Consider the following 17,620-nt stretch of genomic DNA (forward strand, 5'->3'; position numbering starts at 1 on the left):
CTTTTCAGACGGCCTTCAATTGGTTTTCTACCTTAACGCTTCAACTTCGCAAACGCATCCGCCATCGCCGAATTGGTTGGGGCGCGGTCGTTGCGTTGGGGTTTGCGGTCGCGGCGTTCCTGATGTCGGGTTTCAGACGACCTGTTGCCTTTGGTTGCGCCGCCCGGTTCGTCATCCAAGCGCATGGTCAGCGCGATGCGTTTTCTGGCAGCATCGACTTCCAGCACTTTCACTTTCACCACGTCGCCGGCTTTCACGACTTCGCGCGGGTCTTGGACGAATTTATTGGACAGGGCGGAGATGTGCACCAAGCCGTCCTGATGGACGCCGATGTCCACGAACGCGCCGAAGTTGGCGACGTTGGAAACCACGCCTTCGAGTATCATGCCGACTTGCAAGTCGCTGATTTCGTGGATGCCTTCGGCGAAGGAGGCCGTCTGAAACTCGCCGCGCGGGTCGCGGCCGGGTTTTTCCAGCTCGGACAGGATGTCCAGAATGGTCGGCAGGCCGAAGCGTTCGTCGGTGAAGTCGGACGCTTTGATTTGCTTCACGCGCTCGCGGTTGCCGATGAGTTCGGCGGCGGTAATGCCTTGTTGCGCCAGCATTTTGGCGACGACGGGGTAGGCTTCGGGGTGGACGGCGCTTGCGTCCAGCGGCTCTTTGCCGCCGTTAATCCGCAAAAAGCCCGCCGCCTGCTCGAAGGTTTTTTCGCCCAAACGCGGCACTTTCAGCAGTTTTTTGCGGCTGTCGAACGCGCCGTTTTCATCGCGGTAGGCAACGATGTTTTGGGCAAGGGTTTGATTCAAACCGGAAATCCGCGCCAAGAGCGGGGCGGAGGCGGTGTTCACGTCCACGCCGACGGCGTTCACGCAGTCTTCGACCACTGCGTCCAGCGATTTGGCGAGCTGGCTTTGGTTCACGTCGTGCTGATACTGCCCCACGCCGATGGATTTGGGGTCGATTTTGACCAACTCGGCAAGCGGGTCTTGCAGCCTGCGGGCGATGGACACCGCGCCGCGCAGGGAAACGTCCAAGTCGGGGAACTCGCGCGCCGCCAGTTCGGACGCGGAATAAATCGACGCGCCGGCTTCGGAGACGACGATTTTGTGCAGCCCCATTTCCGGCATTCCGCGCACCAGTTCGCCCGCAATTTTGTCGGTTTCGCGGCTGGCAGTGCCGTTGCCGATGGCGATGAGCTTCACGCCGTGTTGTTTAATCAGGCGTGACAGCGTTGCCAACATATTGTTTTCTTGGTGCAAATAGACGATGACCGTATCCAGCAGCTTGCCCGTGTCGTCCACTATGGAGCATTTCACGCCGTTGCGGTAGCCGGGATCGAGCCCCAGCGTGGTCAGCCGTCCGGCGGGCGCGGCGAGCAGCAAGTCTTTGAGATTGCGGGCGAACACGGTAATCGCGTCGGTATCGGCGGCTTCTTTCAGACGGCCTAAGGCTTCGAGTTCCAGCGACAAAAAGATTTTCGCGCGCCAAGTCAGGCGCACGGTGTCACGCAGCCATTTGTGGCCGTCTGAAACCTTGAAACGGCGGGCGATGAGTTGCTCGTATTCGCTTTGCTGGGTAATCGGCGTGTCGTCGGGCTGGTATTTGAGCGCGATGTTCAACACGCCTTCGTTGCGGCCGCGCAAAACCGCCAGCGCGCGGTGGCTGGGCATGGCGCGCACGGGTTCGCGGTGGTCGAAATAATCGCTGAATTTTTCGCCTTCGGTTTCTTTGCCTTCAACGACTTGCGCGTGGATTTCGGCTTCGTTCCACAGCTTGTCGCGCAGCGTGCCGATGAGTTCCGCGTCTTCGGCAAACTGCTCCATCAGAATCGCGCGCGCGCCGTCCAGCGCGGCTTTGGTGTCGGGGACGTTTTCGTTCAGGTAGCCCTGCGCGGCGGCTTCCACATCTTGCGGTTGCTCGGCAAGCAACACGTCCGCCAGCGGCTGCAAACCGTGTTCGCGCGCGATTTGTGCTTTGGTGCGGCGTTTGGGCTTGTAGGGCAGATACAGGTCTTCCAGCGCGGTTTTATTGTCGGCGGCTTCGATTTGCGCCCTGAGGTCGTCTGAAAGCTTGCCTTGCTCTTCAATGCTTTTTAACACAACGGCTTTGCGCTCTTCCAACTCACGCAGGTATTGCAGCCGCTCGGCAAGCTGGCGTAGCTGCGTATCGTCCAGCCCGCCCGTGGCTTCCTTGCGGTAGCGGGCGATAAACGGCACGGTCGCGCCGTCGTCCAAAAGAGAAACGGCGGCGGTAATTTGCGCGGCGGTGGCGGAGAGTTCTTGAGAGAGGATTTGGGTGATGTTCATGGGGGTCCTTTTGATGGATGCAGGCTGCTTTTTGGGGTGCAGGTTGAAATGAAATTTTCAGGTAACCTGAAAGGTTATTTTTGAGGATTTTGTTTGTGTTCCCAAGTTTCAAGTAAATAAATTGCCAGTGCTCCTGATAAATTAACGGCTAATTGTGCATGACGGGGCTTGGGATTAACTCCTATTTTTCCCTTACCGTGCGCATCGCTCAAACGGTTTCGTAATGCACCTAATCCTTCAATGGTAGCAGTGCAGCCACCTAGTATTTGCTTGAAAATATCTTCCGTATGTTGTGATGGTGCAAGGTTGAGATATTCGGCTGTTTGTTTATACAGTTTTTGTAAATCCTGTCTGTCATCGTAAGTAATTTTTGCTTCATCTAAGATATATTTGCATACACTTTCTATCAGTGTTCGTGCAGATGTAATTGCTCCTTCTGGGTCATCAATCCGTCTTTCGAGAGCCTTTTTCCAAGCATTTTCTATATGTATAGCATCGAGTTTTTTAATGCTTTGATTGATTAATTCATCAGAAGGACAAGTCTTGCTATAACTAAATTCTATAAAATTCAATAATGGTTCAAATTCTTTATAAATAAAATCTCTGCGCTCTGCGTATTTCTCAAATCGCGGTGCTTTTACTTCATTCCAAAATTGATGTAAATCCCTGCATGTAAGTAAAAAAGTTGGGATGTATTTTTCAAATTCTTTGTTTGTGATAAATAATTGCCTTAGCTGCAAATATTGTGCATTAGATTCTCTTTCGTTGGCGGATGTAATTCCACCAGTAGCACGAGAAATTAATAAATTTTGTAGACTTTGCGCTTGAATTAATAAATCTTGCATTTTTATACCTATTTGTTCATTTAGTCTATTCACCTCAGGCGGCTTGAATATACAGTAAAGCCTCAACGCTTTAAGCGTGGCAATATTGTCTATTCCTATCTGACGAGATATTTGTGCTAAAAGGTTTTATTTGAGTAGTATATCTCGTTTGCTCAAGGTAATAATTTTCGAGATATGGTGTAGGGAAGGTCGTCTGAAAAAGTGATTATAGTAAATTAAAAATAAAATAGTACAATACTCAACTTTGAAGGTCTAACCATGGCATACTCTGCGGATTTAAGAAACAAAGCTTTAAGTGTAGGAACACGTTGCGTTGTTTACACCACAGGTTGAGAAAAATAAGCCTGCATAATGTACAAGTCCAATTTTTCGGTAAAAATAATCGTGTTGTGCTACACAACAACTCAGCCTTAAAAAATACTTTTATTGAATTTAAAGGCAATAACGGAACCTTCAGCATTGGAGAAAAAGCCGGTATTTTCGGCACATTTCGTGTTGGCCATGATTGCAACATTAAAATTGGTAATGGCGTAACTAGCACCAATCCCGTTTATGTAACTTGTGCCGAAAAAACCAATATCCATATCGGCAATGATTGTATACTGGCTACCAACAACCAAATCCGTACCGATGATTCGCATGGTATCTATGATTTAGACACCGGCAAACGACTCAACCGTTCCAAAGATATTTTTATCGGTGACCATGTGTGGCTAGCCTATGGCGCAACCGTGTTAGGTGGTGCACATATTGGTAACGGTTGTGTGTTGGGGGCATTTTCTCTAGCCAAGAAACAGTTTCCTGAAAACTGTGTACTGGCTGGCGTGCCTGCAAAAGTGGTGCGTGAAAATATTTTCTGGAAACGCCCTCTTTTGCTCAATAATCCATACGCAGAAGATGAAATTGCTTATCCGGATATATAAGAAATCCTAGCGTTTTTTTTTACACTTTTCCTTTTCTGCCTGAAGATCAATTTTAGGATTTTAGGTATTGTTAAAAATGACGAATGGCACGACAACATAGTTCTTGATAATCCGAAATCCTAAAACAATCCTTTCAGGCAGAAGATAAAAGCCGTTTTGCATAAGAGTGTAAGCAACCCATCAATTTCCAACTGAAACAATTCATAATTTATACTTTAAAATATAGATAGGCCGTCTTGAACACTTTCAGACGGCCTGAGACCTTTGCAAAAAAGCCTTTCCTCCAACAGCCGAAATCCAAACACAGGTTTTCGGCTGTTTTTGTTTCAAATATCCACTGATTCTACTCAAATACCCCCTTAATTATCCTTGTATACCTGATTAATCAGGCATCCGAGCCGCCTTTTAGGCGCTAACAGGCGCACTTAGCCTGTTAGCCGCTTTCAACAGGTTTAAACACATCGCCTTCAGATGGCTTTGCGCACTCACTTTAATCAGCCCGAAATAGGCTGCCCGCGCATAGCGGAATTTACGGTGCAGCGTACCGAAGCTTTGTTCGACCACATAACGGGTTTTCGACAAATATCGGTTACGTTTGGTTTGCGCTTCCGTCAGCGGACGGTTGCGGCAGGCTTTGCGCATAATGCCGTCCAGCAACCGATGTTCTTTCAGATGTTGTCGGTTTTCCGCACTGTCATAGCCTTTGTCGGCATAGACGGTCGTATCTTCGGCTATACCTTCCAGCAAAGGCGACAGATGGTTGCACTCATGGGTATTGGCGGGGGTAATGTGCAGTTTCTCGATATAGCCTTCCGCATCTGTACGGGTATGTTGTTTGTAACCGAGTTTGTAGATGCCGTTTTTCTTTGTCCAACGGGCATCTTTATCTTTGCTCGGTGTGGTTTGGCCGCTGACTTGTCCTTCCTCATCCACTTCTATAGCCTGACGCTGTTTGCTGCCGGCGGTCTCAATAATGGTGGCGTCAATGACGGCGGCGGATGCTTTCTCTACTTTTAGGCCTTTTTCGGTCAGTTGGCGGTTAATCAGTTCCAGCAGTTCGGACAGGGTGTTGTCTTGCGCCGCCGGTTGCGGTAGCGGCATAAGGTGCTGTAATCGGGGATGCTCAGTTCGTCGAAACGGCAAAACAGGTTGAAGTCGATGCGGGTGATGAGGCTGTGTTCGAGTTCGGGATCGGAGAGGCTGTGCCATTGTCCGAGCAGGACGGCTTTGAACATGGATAGCAGTGGATAGGCGGGACGTCCGCGGTGGTCTCTAAGGTAACGGGTTCTTTGACGATTCAGGTATTGTTCGATCGGCTGCCAATCAATCACTTGATCCAACTTCAATAGTGGGAAGCGGTCGATGTGTTTGGCAATCATGGCCTGTGCGGTTTGTTGGAAGAAGGTGCTCATGAGAAATCCCCCTAAATGTCTTGGTGGGAATTTAGGGGATTGGGGGGATTTTGCAAAGGTCTCCTATTGCCTTGATGCACGGTTGCTTAGGTTAAAACTTCATCTCCAAAGTCAGGGTGTAATTTCGTCCCGGTGCGGCGTAGCGGTTATACCTACCGACATTATTGTGCCTATTGACTGCTCCTTCGGCAGTCTGCCTTACAGACTCCCAAGTGGTATACCGGTAGTTGAAGAGGTTATACACGCCTGCGCGCAGGGTCAGGTGTTTCTTGATATTGTAATATCCGGAAACATCCGTAACATGCCAAGGCCGCGTCCGCCGTGATGCTGCTTTTTTAGCATTGGCATTACCGTTCAACAGCGCCTGGCTGCCTAGCAGTTCGTCAACAGATTTTGCCTTGGAATAAGTAAACATCGTATTGATGCCCCATATTCCGTCAGGATGGTCGTAACCCAAACCCAATACATATCGTGAAGGTTGGACAGCATCAAAGAGATATGAAGTTACAAACGTCCTGTCGGCGCGTATATCGGCATCTTTGACCTTGATACGGTTATAGGCAAGCGTGGAATACAACCCGTCCGGCAACCCGCCCCATACACCGTGCCAATCGATTTTACCCAAAATATTGATACCGGCTATCCGTGCATTTTGAGCATTTCGGTATCCGGGGTCGCCAGAAGCCGAAGTTTGCCCGTTTTGAGTTCGGGTTTCATAACCGAATGCAATCAGGTCGCGATAGGCATTGTTGAAATAGCTGACTTCCAAATTGCCGAAGTCCCCTTTAAATACAATACCTGCCTCTCTATTAAAGGATTTTTCCGGTTTCAGATCCAACGTTTTCAAAGACTCCCCGGCTCTCCAGCCGTACATTTCGGCAAACGACGGCAGACGGAAGCCCGTAGAAGCGCGATAAGTCAAATCCATCCAGGTGAAAGGCTTGAGGACTACGCCTGCGTTCCAAGAAAGGTTGCGGTGAGTGCCGGTAGAGACACTCTTATCTTCCGAATGCGTACTGCGGTAATCGTAACGTATGCCTGCTCCGACATCTGCCCACCTGCCCAAACGGACATTGTCTTGAACGGCTGCATAATAACCGTTGCCGCCGATATTCCTCGGTGTGCAGTCTGTATAGGTGTTATTGCCGAAACGGCATATCGGCGATGTATTGACCGTGGTCTTGCCGATAGACACCCAATACGGTTTGCCTTGGCTTCCATTGGGCGACTGCTCCCCTTCCGGAGTTTTCGATCCATATGCCTGAACTGCGTTTTGCAGATAATAATCGCTGTGGGACAATTGCGACTTAAAGCGATCGTACCCTAGATTGATACTCAAATTGTGACGGATTTTGGCCGTATCAAATGCCTTTTTAAATACTGCTTGGAACAGGTTTCGGCTTTCTTCATAAATCATCCGGTCGGATTTATAGAAGGAATACGGTTTATTGCCGTCGGGACGGCAATTTTTATCCGAACCGTCGTGAGAGCAATGCGTCTGCTGCAAACGGTTGTCCAAATCTATACCTTGCCGGTCATAAGAAAGTCGGGCGTAATCGGCCCAGGTATCCTTGTCAGCATTATGGTAAACATATTCGACCCCGTACCGGTTTTTAGTATGGCGTTCATCATAAAACACGCCGGTACCGTAACCGATACCCTGCAATGTACCGCCCTCTCCCTGAACAAACAGCCTTTCGGCCTTATTATTGCCCGAATATTTGCCAAAGCCGCTCGGCGTACCGTTTCTCCGGACACTTTCATTCAGGTCGGCCTCGGTAAAATAGGCAGGAACAGTCATATCCCGTGTATCAAAGGTCTGCTGCGTACGTTCAAGAACGGCTCCGACATAATGGCGGTTGTCCAAATGCCAACCCGGTCGGAACAGCCATGATTGGCTGCCATACTCAAGCGGGTCCGCAAGGAAGCGGCTGGGGCCGGTATAATCCTGCGTGCTGACGGTTTTGCGCTCATCTTTGGCCAAAGCATCTTTTTTCGCATTGTCTTTACAGGCCGCATATCCATTGGAACATTCCTCTTCGACAATGAAATTTGCGTACGGATGGGTATCCTCGACCGGTATCAGCCGGTTGAAACTCTGCACACCTTTACCAGCATCTTTATGCGCATGGATTTCCTGCCCCCGCCGTTTAGTATAAATAAGGAGGGCTTCCGCGCCGCCGCTGCGTCCTGCAAGCGCAAGGGACTGTGTCAGGGCATGGTCTTTTCCAGAATAGGCAGTTTTACTCTGAATGCCCCACTGTTTTCCCTCTCCGATAATGTCGGCTGCGGTTTTGGTTTGAAATGCGACCGAACCTGCCAATGCGCCGTTTCCGTATTCTGATGAATTCGAACCCTTGCTGATTTCAACGGCCTTAACGTTTTCATACTCAATTTCATTGATTGCGCCGCTGCTGCCCGCCGTCCTCGTCCCACCCAATGCCGCCTGCGCGGTGTAGGACTGTATTTGCGAAACGCCGTCTACCGTTAAGGAAACACGGTTTTTATCCATGCCGCGTATTGAATAGCCGGAACTTGCGCCCCGACCCTGTTCGACCACGGCAATACCCGGATCGTAACGGGTCAGGTCTCGGATATTCAAAACCTGTTCTTTACTTAGCGTCTCGGAAGATTTGACCAGCTTGCCCAGCCCGGTTACTTCGTTATCACGGCGGGTTTTCTGTTTTTTCGCATTGACCTGCACGGTATCGAGCTGCTTTTCCCACACTTGTCCGGACGGTAAAACATCCGCATAAGCAGGCAGCGCAGTCATCAGCGACAGGCATAAAATATTTAATCGGAACAAATGTTGCTGTTTCATATCATTTCTCTACTTACTGCCTTCAGACGGCATTTAAAGCCGATATGCCGTCTGAAGAACTTTCCTCTGTCAACCGGCAGCCCAGTTTACCGGACAAGCTGTTGGCGTTTCGTACCGAATACCACTGCCGCCTTGCCGCTTTCTCCCTCCAATGTATTTCCGGAGAACGATCCGCCCATCTCAATGGCGGTTTTGCCGTAGAAGCCGCCGGACACATCTGCACGGATATTCGTCCGTTTCGGATCGATGGTATTTTTCGGATCTAATGCAAAGCCGTTTTCACCGGTTTTCGCCACACCTGAAAAACCGTTGCCCTGAATCGTGGCAGTGATGGTGAATACGGGGGCAATGCGGTCTTTCGCCGTCAGCATACCGTTGAGGGTTTTCTCGGCAAAATTAACTTTAAACTCCGCCCGGTTACCGCCTTCCTTATTGGAAGGTTCGGCACTCCAGCTCGTACCATTAACAATAGTACCCGACCATGTACCGCGATATACCGCCTCTCCCGCCGTTACAGGCATATCGGAAACCGGCGTACGGCTGCCCTGCAGGAACATATCGTGCGAACCGCCGTGTTCCAACACCCCGAAATGCAGGTAATCCAAATTGGAGCAGCATACCGACACCTTCACACCGTCTTTCTCAAATACATGCTGGAATGCCGTCTGAGTGCCTTCGGACGGCACAAGCGCAAGCTCTACGCCGTCAATCAGCAGTTTGGCCACGTTGCCGAAGCTGTCAATCTGTTTTTTCACAAAATCCGCACCGATGCGGTAAGCGTCCATAAAGGTTTCAGCCAATGGTTTTTCTGCATCGTCTTTCTGTTTCGCACTGAATACGGCAAGCACTTTCTTATCGTTTGCCAAAAACTTACCGCCCAACTCGTCACCCTGAGGCCCGTAGAAACCACCTTCCAGACTGTCAGAATCAGAAACGAAGGGATGACCGTTCCCAGTATCTTTATCCGCAGCCAACGCCTTACCTTTGAAGCGGTTGCCGTGCAGGTTAGCCTGAATGTCGTACCGTTTAATTTGTTTGGTTTTATTTTCGGTTTCGTTATGGGTAATCCGGTTATTGCGGTAGAGCGCGCCGGTCATGGTCTTGGCGGCGAAATCCACCTCAAACTTGCTGGTCAGCCCGAAATCGGTCTGACCTTTCGGTGCCTCGCTTTCATTGCGCAACACATCCGCTTCCTCGGCAGACAAAGCCCCGTACCTATCCCCCGCTGGCGGACTACCCAACTGGGGAAACTTCTGTTTTTCCTTGGCATCGGTTACATAATCCCAAGTACCTTTGTAAATCGCTTTGCCCATCGGCAGAGCTTGGGAAGGATTGCTGCCTTTGTAGAAAAGGTAGCCGTCCGGACCGAAAAGGGCGATATTGTTTTTGGGATCGATTTTATTGGCACCGTTGCGGTAGATATAGCCCGAGCGGACATACTTGAATTTCGTGTATCCTTCCACGCGGCTTTTGCCGTCGCCCGTTGTAATGGATTCGTTCAGCGTACCCTTATCCATCGCAAAAATGTCATCCTTTTGGGGAAACTTATCCGGTTCACCCGCCGCCAATTTCACCCAATCCGCATCCGACAGTGGCTGATGCCCCTGCTTCACGTTGAAATGGATATTCCGACGCGGTATTTTGGCTGCAAAACCGTAAGCCGGACGTTCGTTTTCCGCCGCCTGTGCTTCATCGGGTTTTGCCGGTTTTTCAGTCTGTTCGTCTTGGTATTTCGGTGCTTCGGACTGCGGGTTGTGCTGTTTCGTTTCCACGCTGTCCAAATCGAAACTGCCGCCGCCCGCGCAGGCAGAAAGCAGCAGCACAGGCAGGATACCGGCTGCTTGGGCAATAAGTGAATTTTTCATATCAACTTTTTTAAAAATGATAATAGTTTATATTCTATTAACTTAAAATGTAATTTGCAAACATTTTCTGACGTATCTTCACAAAAAACACCCGCACATCCTTACTCCAGATATGCGGGTGTTTGAGCAAACTTTGCCTAACCCAAAGACACCATTTCAATCTGCTCCATCGTCCTACCCAGAAAACGTTCGCCTATCGTTCTGAATTTCAAAGGAATATCGCTGACATAAAAACGATAGTCGGGATTATTGTTGTCAGTATTGAGTAATTCCTCCTGCGCAAGGACGCGTGCTGTTTCTTCAGCCATCATAATTGCAGAATCAACCAACGCGACATTACCCGCCTCCCTACCGATTAAGGGCTTGAGCAAGGGAAAGTGCGTGCAGCCCAACACCAGTGTATCGATGCCGTCTGCAAACAATGGTTTGAGGTATTCGCATACGGTCAGGCGGGTAACTTCATGTCCCAACCAACCTTCCGCATCGGTACGGGTATGTTGTTTGTAACCGAGTTTGTAGAGGCCGTTTTTCTTTATCCAACGGGCATCTTTATCTTTGCTCGGTGTGGTTTGGCCGCTGACTTGTCCTTCCTCATCCACTTCTATAGCCTGACGCTGTTTGCTACCGGCGGTCTCAATAATGGTGGCGTCAATGACGGCGGCGGATGCTTTCTCTACTTTTAGGCCTTTTTCGGTCAGTTGGCGGTTAATCAGTTCCAGCAGTTCGGACAGGGTGTTGTCTTGCGCCGCCGGTTGCGGTAGCGGCATAAGGTGCTGTAATCGGGGATGCTCAGTTCGTCGAAACGGCAAAACAGGTTGAAGTCGATGCGGGTGATGAGGCTGTGTTCGAGTTCGGGATCGGAGAGGCTGTGCCATTGTCCGAGCAGGACGGCTTTGAACATGGATAGCAGTGGATAGGCGGGACGTCCGCGGTGGTCTCTAAGGTAACGGGTTCTTTGACGATTCAGGTACTGTTCGATCGGTTGCCAATCAATCACTTGATCCAACTTCAATAGTGGGAAGCGGTCGATGTGTTTGGCAATCATGGATTATGCGGTTTGTTGGAAGAAGGTGCTCATGAGAAATCCCCTAAATGTCTTTGTGGGAATTTAGGGGATTTTGGGGTGTAGAAACTAGTAGCGTTGTTTACAGTATTTCCAGGAGAATACTGAAACATGAACATGCACAAAAACACCCGTCTCACCCCGCACCACCGCCAAGCCATTTGGCTGGCCTACACGCAGGAAAAGGAAAGCGTCACCTCCCTGGCACGCCGCTACCAAGTCTGCCGCGTCACCATTTACCGCGCACTTAAAGCCGCAAGGGGCAGACTGCTCAAACCCCAAACCAGTACCAACAACCGTTTCAAACAGGCAAAGTACGGAATGAAACGCCTAGCTAAGGTAGAACGCAGCATTCAGGAAAAACTCAAAAGGCAGGCCAAACGCTACAATAAATCCTACCCCGGAGAGCTGGTACATCTCGATACCAAACGGCTGCCGCTGCTCAAAGGGCAGAAAGCCACCGATAATCGGGATTACCTGTTTGTCGCCATCGACGATTTCTCAAGGGAGCTATACTCCGCCATTTTGCCGGACAAAACCGCAGACAGTGCCGCCAAGTTTCTGACCGAACACCTGATTGATCCCTGCCCATATCTGATTGAGTGCATTTACTCTGATAACGGTACGGGATACAAAGGCTCGGCCAACCATGCTTTCAGTGTAGCCTGTTATGAGAACGGGATTGGTCAAAAGTTTACCCGGGTTGCCCGTCCGCAGACCAACGGTAAGGCGGAACGGGTTATCCGTACCCTGATGGAGATGTGGCATGAGAAACAGTTGTTTGACAGTCCGGAACACCGGCGAAAGGAGTTGTGCCGCTTTGTTAATTTCTATAACACTGTGAAGCCACACCGCAGTTTGAACGGCGATACGCCGTTTGAGGTCTTGCAGGCTTATTTTTCTCAACCTGTGGTGTAAACAACGCAACGTTTTCCTACATTTGGGGAATTTTGCAAAGGTCTCAATTTGTGCAATTCCAGCATCCATATTCTGCCGCGCCTGAAACAAATTACCGGAAAAGACATTCCGTTTTACCAAGACGACATCCGCGACCGTACGGTGTTGCAGCGCATTTTTGCCGAACACAAAATCGAATCGGTGATCCATTTTGCCGGCTTAAAGGCAGTCGGCGAAAGCGTGGCCGAACCAATGAAATACTATGACAACAATGTGTCGGGCAGCTTGGTATTGGCAGAAGAAATGGCGCGTGCCGGCGTATTTAAGATTGTGTTCAGCTAATCGGCTACGGTTTACGGCGATCCGGGTAAAGTGCCTTATACGGAAGATATGCAACCGGGAGATACGACCAGCCCTTACGGCACGTCGAAGTCTATGGTGGAGCGCATTTTGACGGATATCCAAAAGGCCGATCCGCGTTGGAACGTGATTTTGTTGCGCTATTTCAACCCTATCGGTGCGCATGAAAGTGGTTTGATCGGCGAGCAGCCAAACGGCATCCCAAATAATCTGCTGCCTTATATCCGCCAAGTGGCTTCAGGCAAGCTGCCGCAGTTGTCGGTTTTTGGCGATGACTACCCCACCTCAGACGGTACAGGTATGCGCGACTATATCCATGTGATGGATTTGGCGGAAGGCCATGTGGCGGCGATGCAAGCGAAAAGCGATGTTTCGGGCGTACATCTGTTTAATTTGGGTTCGGGACGTGCTTATTCGGTATTAGAAATCATCCGTGCCTTTGAAGCGGCCTCCGGCTTGACCATTCCTTTCCAAATCAAACCGCGTCGTGATGGCGATTTGGTCTGTTTCTATGCCGACCCTGCCTACACCAAAGCGCAAACCGGCTGGGAAACCAAGCGTGATTTGGCGCAGATGATGGAAGACTCATGGAGTTGGGTCAGCAACAACCCAAATGGCTACGACAATTAAGTTGACCTGATACAGGCCGTCTGAAAGAGATGTTTTCAGACGGTCTCTTTATCTCAAAAACACACTTTCTGTCTGCTATAATCCGTTCATATTTTTTGGCTATCCTCTGAAATTTATGAAAAAAATCCTTGTTACCGGCGGCGCGGGCTTTATCGGCTCTGCCGTTGTCCGTCATATTATCCAAAACACCCAAGACTCTGTCGTCAATGTCGATAAGCTGACTTATGCCGGCAATTTGGAATCTTTGACCGAGGTAGCCGATAATCCTCGCTATGCTTTTGAGCAAGTGGATATTTGCGACCGAGCCGAACTCGACCGCGTATTCGCACAACACCAGCCTGATGCCGTGATGCACTTGGCAGCGGAAAGCCATGTCGACCGCTCTATCGATTCTGCAGGTGAGTTTATCCAAACCAATATCGTCGGTACATTCAATCTGCTTGAAGCGGCCCGCGCCTACTGGCAACAAATGCCGTCTGAAAAGCGCGAAGCCTTCCGTTTCCACCATATTTCCACCGATGAAGTCTATGGCGATTTGCATGGCACAGACGATTTATTTACCGAGACCACGCCATACACGCCGTCCAGCCCCTACTCTGCTTCTAAAGCGTCCAGCGACCACCTCGTCCGCGCATGGTTGCGTACTTATGGTTTGCCGACCATCGTAACCAACTGCTCCAACAACTACGGCCCCTACCATTTTCCTGAAAAACTCATTCCTTTGATAATTCTGAACGCGCTCGACGGCAAACCGCTGCCTGTGTACGGCGACGGTATGCAAATCCGCGACTGGCTGTTTGTCGAAGACCACGCGCGCGCGCTGTATCAGGTTGTTACCGAAGGTGTTGTCGGCGAAACCTACAATATTGGCGGCCACAATGAAAAAGCCAATATTGAAGTCGTCAAAACCATCTGTACCCTGCTGGAAGAGCTTGTTCCTGAAAAACCGGCCGGTGTGGCACGTTATGAAGATTTGATTACTTTCGTACAAGACCGCCCCGGCCATGACGTACGCTACGCCATCGACGCCGCCAAAATCAGCAAGGAGCTGGGCTGGAAACCTCAGGAAACATTCGAATCCGGCATCCGCAAAACAGTACAATGGTATTTGGACAATAAAAACTGGTGGCAAAACGTATTGAACGGCAGCTATCGTTTAGAGCGTTTAGGCACAGGAAAATAAGTTTTCAGACGGCCTGTTCCCATATTAGGCCGTCTGAAAATCATGCAAACACACACTACTCAGGAGAAAACCCATGAAAGGCATCATCCTTGCCGGCGGCAGCGGCACACGCCTCTACCCCATCACGCGCGGCGTATCCAAACAACTGCTGCCCGTGTACGACAAGCCTATGATTTACTATCCCCTGTCCGTATTGATGCTGGCAGGAATCCGCGATATTTTGGTGATTACCACGCCTGAAGACAACGCCTCTTTCAAACGTCTGCTCGGCGACGGTAGAGATTTCGGCATTTCCATCAGCTATGCCGTTCAACCCAGTCCGGACGGCTTGGCACAGGCATTTATCATCGGCGAAGAATTTATCGGCAACGACAATGTTTGCTTGGTTTTGGGCGACAATATTTTCTACGGTCAATCGTTTACGCAAACATTGAAACAGGCCGCCGCAAAGACCCGCGGCGCAACCGTATTCGGTTATCAGGTCAAAGACCCAGAGCGTTTCGGCGTAGTCGAATTTGACGAAAACTTCAACGCCCTGTCTATCGAAGAGAAACCGCAACAGCCAAAATCCGATTGGGCGGTAACCGGCTTGTACTTCTACGACCGACGCGTCGTCGAATTCGCCAAACAAATCAAACCGTCCGCCCGCGGCGAATTGGAAATTTCCGACCTCAACCAAATGTATTTGGAAGACGGTTCATTGTCGGTACAACTTTTGGGACGCGGTTTCGCATGGTTGGATACCGGCACCCACGAGAGCCTGCACGAAGCCGCTTCATTCGTCCAAACCGTGCAAAACATCCAAGACCTGCAAATCGCCTGCCTGGAAGAAATCGCTTGGCGCAACGGTTGGCTTTCCGATGAAAAACTGGAAGAACTGGCGCGCCCGATGGCGAAAAACCAATACGGCCAATATTTGCTGCGTCTGTTGAAAAAATAATGTTTGAGGCCGTCTGAAACTTTTCAGACGGCCTTTAGATGAAAGATAAAAAGATGAACATCATTGATACCGCCATTCCTGACGTAAAACTGCTTGAGCCCCAAGTCTTCGGCGACGCGCGCGGCTTTTTTATAGAAACCTTCCGCGACGAGTGGTTTAAAACCCAAGTCTGCGAACGCACCTTCGTGCAGGAAAACCACTCCAAATCCGGCAAAGGCGTATTGCGCGGCCTGCACTATCAAACTGAAAACACACAAGGCAAACTCGTACGCGTGGTTGTCGGTGAAGTATTCGACGTGGCCGTCGATATGCGTAAAGACTCCCCCACTTTCGGCAAATGGGTAGGCGAGATTCTGTCCGCAGAAAACAAACGCCAACTGTGGGTACCCGAAGGTTTCGCTCACGGCTTCTATGTACTGAGCGATGAAGCTGAGTTCGTCTACAAATGTACAGACTATTACAACCCAAAAGCCGAACACTCGCTGATTTGGAATGATCCGACCGTCGGCATCGACTGGCCGTTGCAAGGCGAGCCGAACCTGTCGCCTAAAGACTTGGCCGGCAAAGTATTGGCTGAAGCGGTAACGTTTGGATAACTTCAAAACATAACAGAATCAACTGTTTCTATTTTGTAGTATTAGAAAGTTTCAAATGAATTTAAATAAAATTAGAAAATTTTTTAGAGAGCCCCATATTTTCTTTAGGGATTTTCTAAATAAACGCTTTCCTCCTTATAATGTAGAACAGCCTATTCCTGAAACTGAAGAATTCACTCTAATCAATGCAGATGCCAATCTTGCATCACTCACAGAAAACGTTTTGCCAAACTTTCCTATCGATGTTGTTTTTACTTGGGTCGACAATACCGATAAAGCATGGCAAGAACAGTATTACCGTACCCTGCAACCCATCGATCAGGAAGATATCGGCCTGTATGCGACCGACCCTGCCCGCTTTTCCAACCATAATGAACTTTTTTATTCAGTACAGGCCGTACAAAAGTTTATGCCGTGGGTCCGCAATATTTTTATTGTAACGGCAGATCAAAAACCTAAATGGTTAGATGAAAACGCCCATTCTAAAATTAAATTAATCAATCATTCGCAAATTATTGATGCCAAATACTTACCAACGTTCAATTCCCACGTCATTGAAGCAAACTTATATAAAATTCCAGATTTAAGTGAACATTTTATTTATTTCAATGATGATATTTTCGTTGCAAGACCACTGATGCCTAACCACTTTTTTGAAAATAATGGTTTGGCTTCCCTATTTGTTGCCAATAAAAGTTTTCAAAAAATGCGTCAACGGGGTCTAATCACGCCGACATTGACCGCATCAGAACACGCATTAAAGCTCTTAAAAAGACATTATCCGACAATTAATATCAATACACCGTTGGTACATACTTACGTTCCTCTACGGAAAACATCCTTTCAAAAAGCATGGTCATGTAGAAACTAGTAGCGTTGTTTACAGTATTTCCAGGAGAATACTGAAACATGAACATGCACAAAAACACCCGTCTCACCCCGCACCACCGCCAAGCCATTTGGCTGGCCTACACGCAGGGGAAGGAAAGCGTAACCTCCCTGGCACGCCGCTACCAAGTCAGCCGCGTCACCATTTACCGCGCACTTAAAGCCGCAAGGGGCAGACTGCTCAAACCCCAAACCAGTACCAACAACCGTTTCAAACAGGCAAAGTACGGAATGAAACGCCTGGCCAAGGTAGAACGCGGCATTCAGGAAAAACTCAAAAGGCAGGCCAAACGCTACAATAAATCCTACCCCGGAGAGCTGGTACATCTCGATACCAAACGGCTGCCGCTGCTCAAAGGGCAGAAAGCCACCGATAATCGGGATTACCTGTTTGTCGCCATCGACGATTTCTCAAGGGAGCTATACTCCGCCATTTTGCCGGACAAAACTGCAGACAGTGCCGCCAAGTTTCTGACTGGACACCTGATTGATCCCTGTCCATACCTGATTGAGTGCGTTTACTCCGACAACGGTACGGAATATAAAGGCTCGGCCAACCATGCTTTCGGTGTAGCCTGTTATGAGAACGGGATTGGTCAAAAGTTTACCCGGGTTGCCCGTCCGCAGACCAACGGTAAGGCGGAACGGGTTATCCGCACCCTGATGGAGATGTGGCATGGGAAACAGTTGTTTGACAGTCCGGAACACTGGCGAAAGGAGTTGTGCCGCTTTGTTAATTTCTATAACACTGTGAAGCCGCACCGCAGTTTGAACGGCGATACGCCGTTTGAGGTCTTGCAGGCTTCATTCTCAACCTGTGGTGTAAACAACGCAACGTTTTCCTACACATAATCCAAATACCAAGAATGCACGAACACTCAATAGGTATCG

The 17,620-nt window shown here is 49.4% G+C and carries 11 protein-coding genes and 3 pseudogenes; 8 read left to right on the forward strand and 6 right to left on the reverse strand.

What is annotated here, in order from left to right; translation table 11 throughout:
• Nucleotides 1-32: 32 nt before the first annotated feature.
• Nucleotides 33-2,306 carry a Tex family protein gene (locus FAH66_RS08180; RefSeq protein WP_137041277.1) on the reverse strand — a complete coding sequence of 758 codons (2,274 nt, stop codon included), beginning with the start codon at nucleotides 2,304-2,306 and terminating at the stop codon, nucleotides 33-35.
• Between the two features lie 74 nt (nucleotides 2,307-2,380).
• The gene (locus tag FAH66_RS08185; protein ID WP_137041278.1) at nucleotides 2,381-3,151 is read right to left on the reverse strand and encodes an abortive infection family protein; all 771 of its coding nucleotides are present in this window, start codon (nucleotides 3,149-3,151) and stop codon (nucleotides 2,381-2,383) included.
• A gap of 389 nt (nucleotides 3,152-3,540) precedes the next feature.
• Here FAH66_RS08185 and FAH66_RS08190 point away from each other — a divergent pair, with 389 nt between their 5' ends.
• On the forward strand, nucleotides 3,541-4,074 hold the full coding sequence (locus tag FAH66_RS08190; RefSeq protein ID WP_167480330.1) for an acyltransferase: 534 nt from the start codon (nucleotides 3,541-3,543) through the stop codon (nucleotides 4,072-4,074).
• Between the two features lie 405 nt (nucleotides 4,075-4,479).
• On the opposite strand, the pseudogene FAH66_RS08200 reads toward FAH66_RS08190, so the two are convergent.
• From FAH66_RS08200 to FAH66_RS08215, 4 genes and pseudogenes are all read right to left on the reverse strand, one after another.
• A pseudogene (locus FAH66_RS08200) lies at nucleotides 4,480-5,486 on the reverse strand (IS5 family transposase).
• Nucleotides 5,487-5,577: 91 nt separating this feature from the next.
• A complete protein-coding gene (locus FAH66_RS08205) occupies nucleotides 5,578-8,307 on the reverse strand; it encodes a lactoferrin/transferrin family TonB-dependent receptor (RefSeq protein WP_137041280.1) in 2,730 nt (909 codons plus the stop codon).
• Nucleotides 8,308-8,393: 86 nt separating this feature from the next.
• Nucleotides 8,394-10,172, reverse strand: coding sequence for a transferrin-binding protein-like solute binding protein (locus FAH66_RS08210; RefSeq protein ID WP_137041281.1), 1,779 nt, complete (start codon nucleotides 10,170-10,172; stop codon nucleotides 8,394-8,396).
• A 137-nt stretch (nucleotides 10,173-10,309) separates the two neighbouring features.
• Nucleotides 10,310-11,217 (reverse strand): annotated as a pseudogene (locus FAH66_RS08215) (transposase).
• Nucleotides 11,218-11,346: 129 nt separating this feature from the next.
• On the opposite strand from FAH66_RS08215, the gene FAH66_RS08220 reads away from it, so the two are divergent.
• The 7 genes and pseudogenes from FAH66_RS08220 to FAH66_RS08250 all read left to right on the forward strand — a co-directional run bounded on the left by FAH66_RS08220 (nucleotide 11,347) and on the right by FAH66_RS08250 (nucleotide 17,581).
• Nucleotides 11,347-12,153: an integrase core domain-containing protein gene (locus tag FAH66_RS08220; RefSeq protein ID WP_137041282.1), complete on the forward strand. Its 807-nt coding sequence runs from the start codon at nucleotides 11,347-11,349 to the stop codon at nucleotides 12,151-12,153.
• A 45-nt stretch (nucleotides 12,154-12,198) separates the two neighbouring features.
• Nucleotides 12,199-13,122 (forward strand): annotated as a pseudogene (gene galE, locus FAH66_RS08225) (UDP-glucose 4-epimerase GalE); the annotation flags it as partial.
• Nucleotides 13,123-13,237: 115 nt separating this feature from the next.
• Nucleotides 13,238-14,305 carry a dTDP-glucose 4,6-dehydratase gene (gene rfbB / locus FAH66_RS08230; RefSeq protein WP_137041283.1) on the forward strand — a complete coding sequence of 356 codons (1,068 nt, stop codon included), beginning with the start codon at nucleotides 13,238-13,240 and terminating at the stop codon, nucleotides 14,303-14,305.
• 73 nt (nucleotides 14,306-14,378) lie between these two features.
• Entirely contained in the window at nucleotides 14,379-15,245 is an 867-nt protein-coding gene (rfbA, locus tag FAH66_RS08235) for a glucose-1-phosphate thymidylyltransferase RfbA (protein ID WP_137041284.1), read from the forward strand.
• Between the two features lie 53 nt (nucleotides 15,246-15,298).
• Complete coding sequence (rfbC, locus tag FAH66_RS08240; protein ID WP_167480331.1) at nucleotides 15,299-15,841, forward strand: dTDP-4-dehydrorhamnose 3,5-epimerase; 543 nt, start codon at nucleotides 15,299-15,301, stop codon at nucleotides 15,839-15,841.
• Between the two features lie 55 nt (nucleotides 15,842-15,896).
• The gene (locus FAH66_RS08245) at nucleotides 15,897-16,712 is read left to right on the forward strand and encodes a stealth family protein (RefSeq protein ID WP_244284925.1); all 816 of its coding nucleotides are present in this window, start codon (nucleotides 15,897-15,899) and stop codon (nucleotides 16,710-16,712) included.
• A 38-nt stretch (nucleotides 16,713-16,750) separates the two neighbouring features.
• Complete coding sequence (locus FAH66_RS08250; protein WP_137041286.1) at nucleotides 16,751-17,581, forward strand: integrase core domain-containing protein; 831 nt, start codon at nucleotides 16,751-16,753, stop codon at nucleotides 17,579-17,581.
• The last annotated feature ends 39 nt before the right edge of the window (nucleotides 17,582-17,620 follow it).

This window comes from Neisseria subflava (genome assembly GCF_005221305.1).
In the GTDB taxonomy this organism is placed as follows: Bacteria; Pseudomonadota; Gammaproteobacteria; order Burkholderiales; family Neisseriaceae; genus Neisseria; species Neisseria subflava.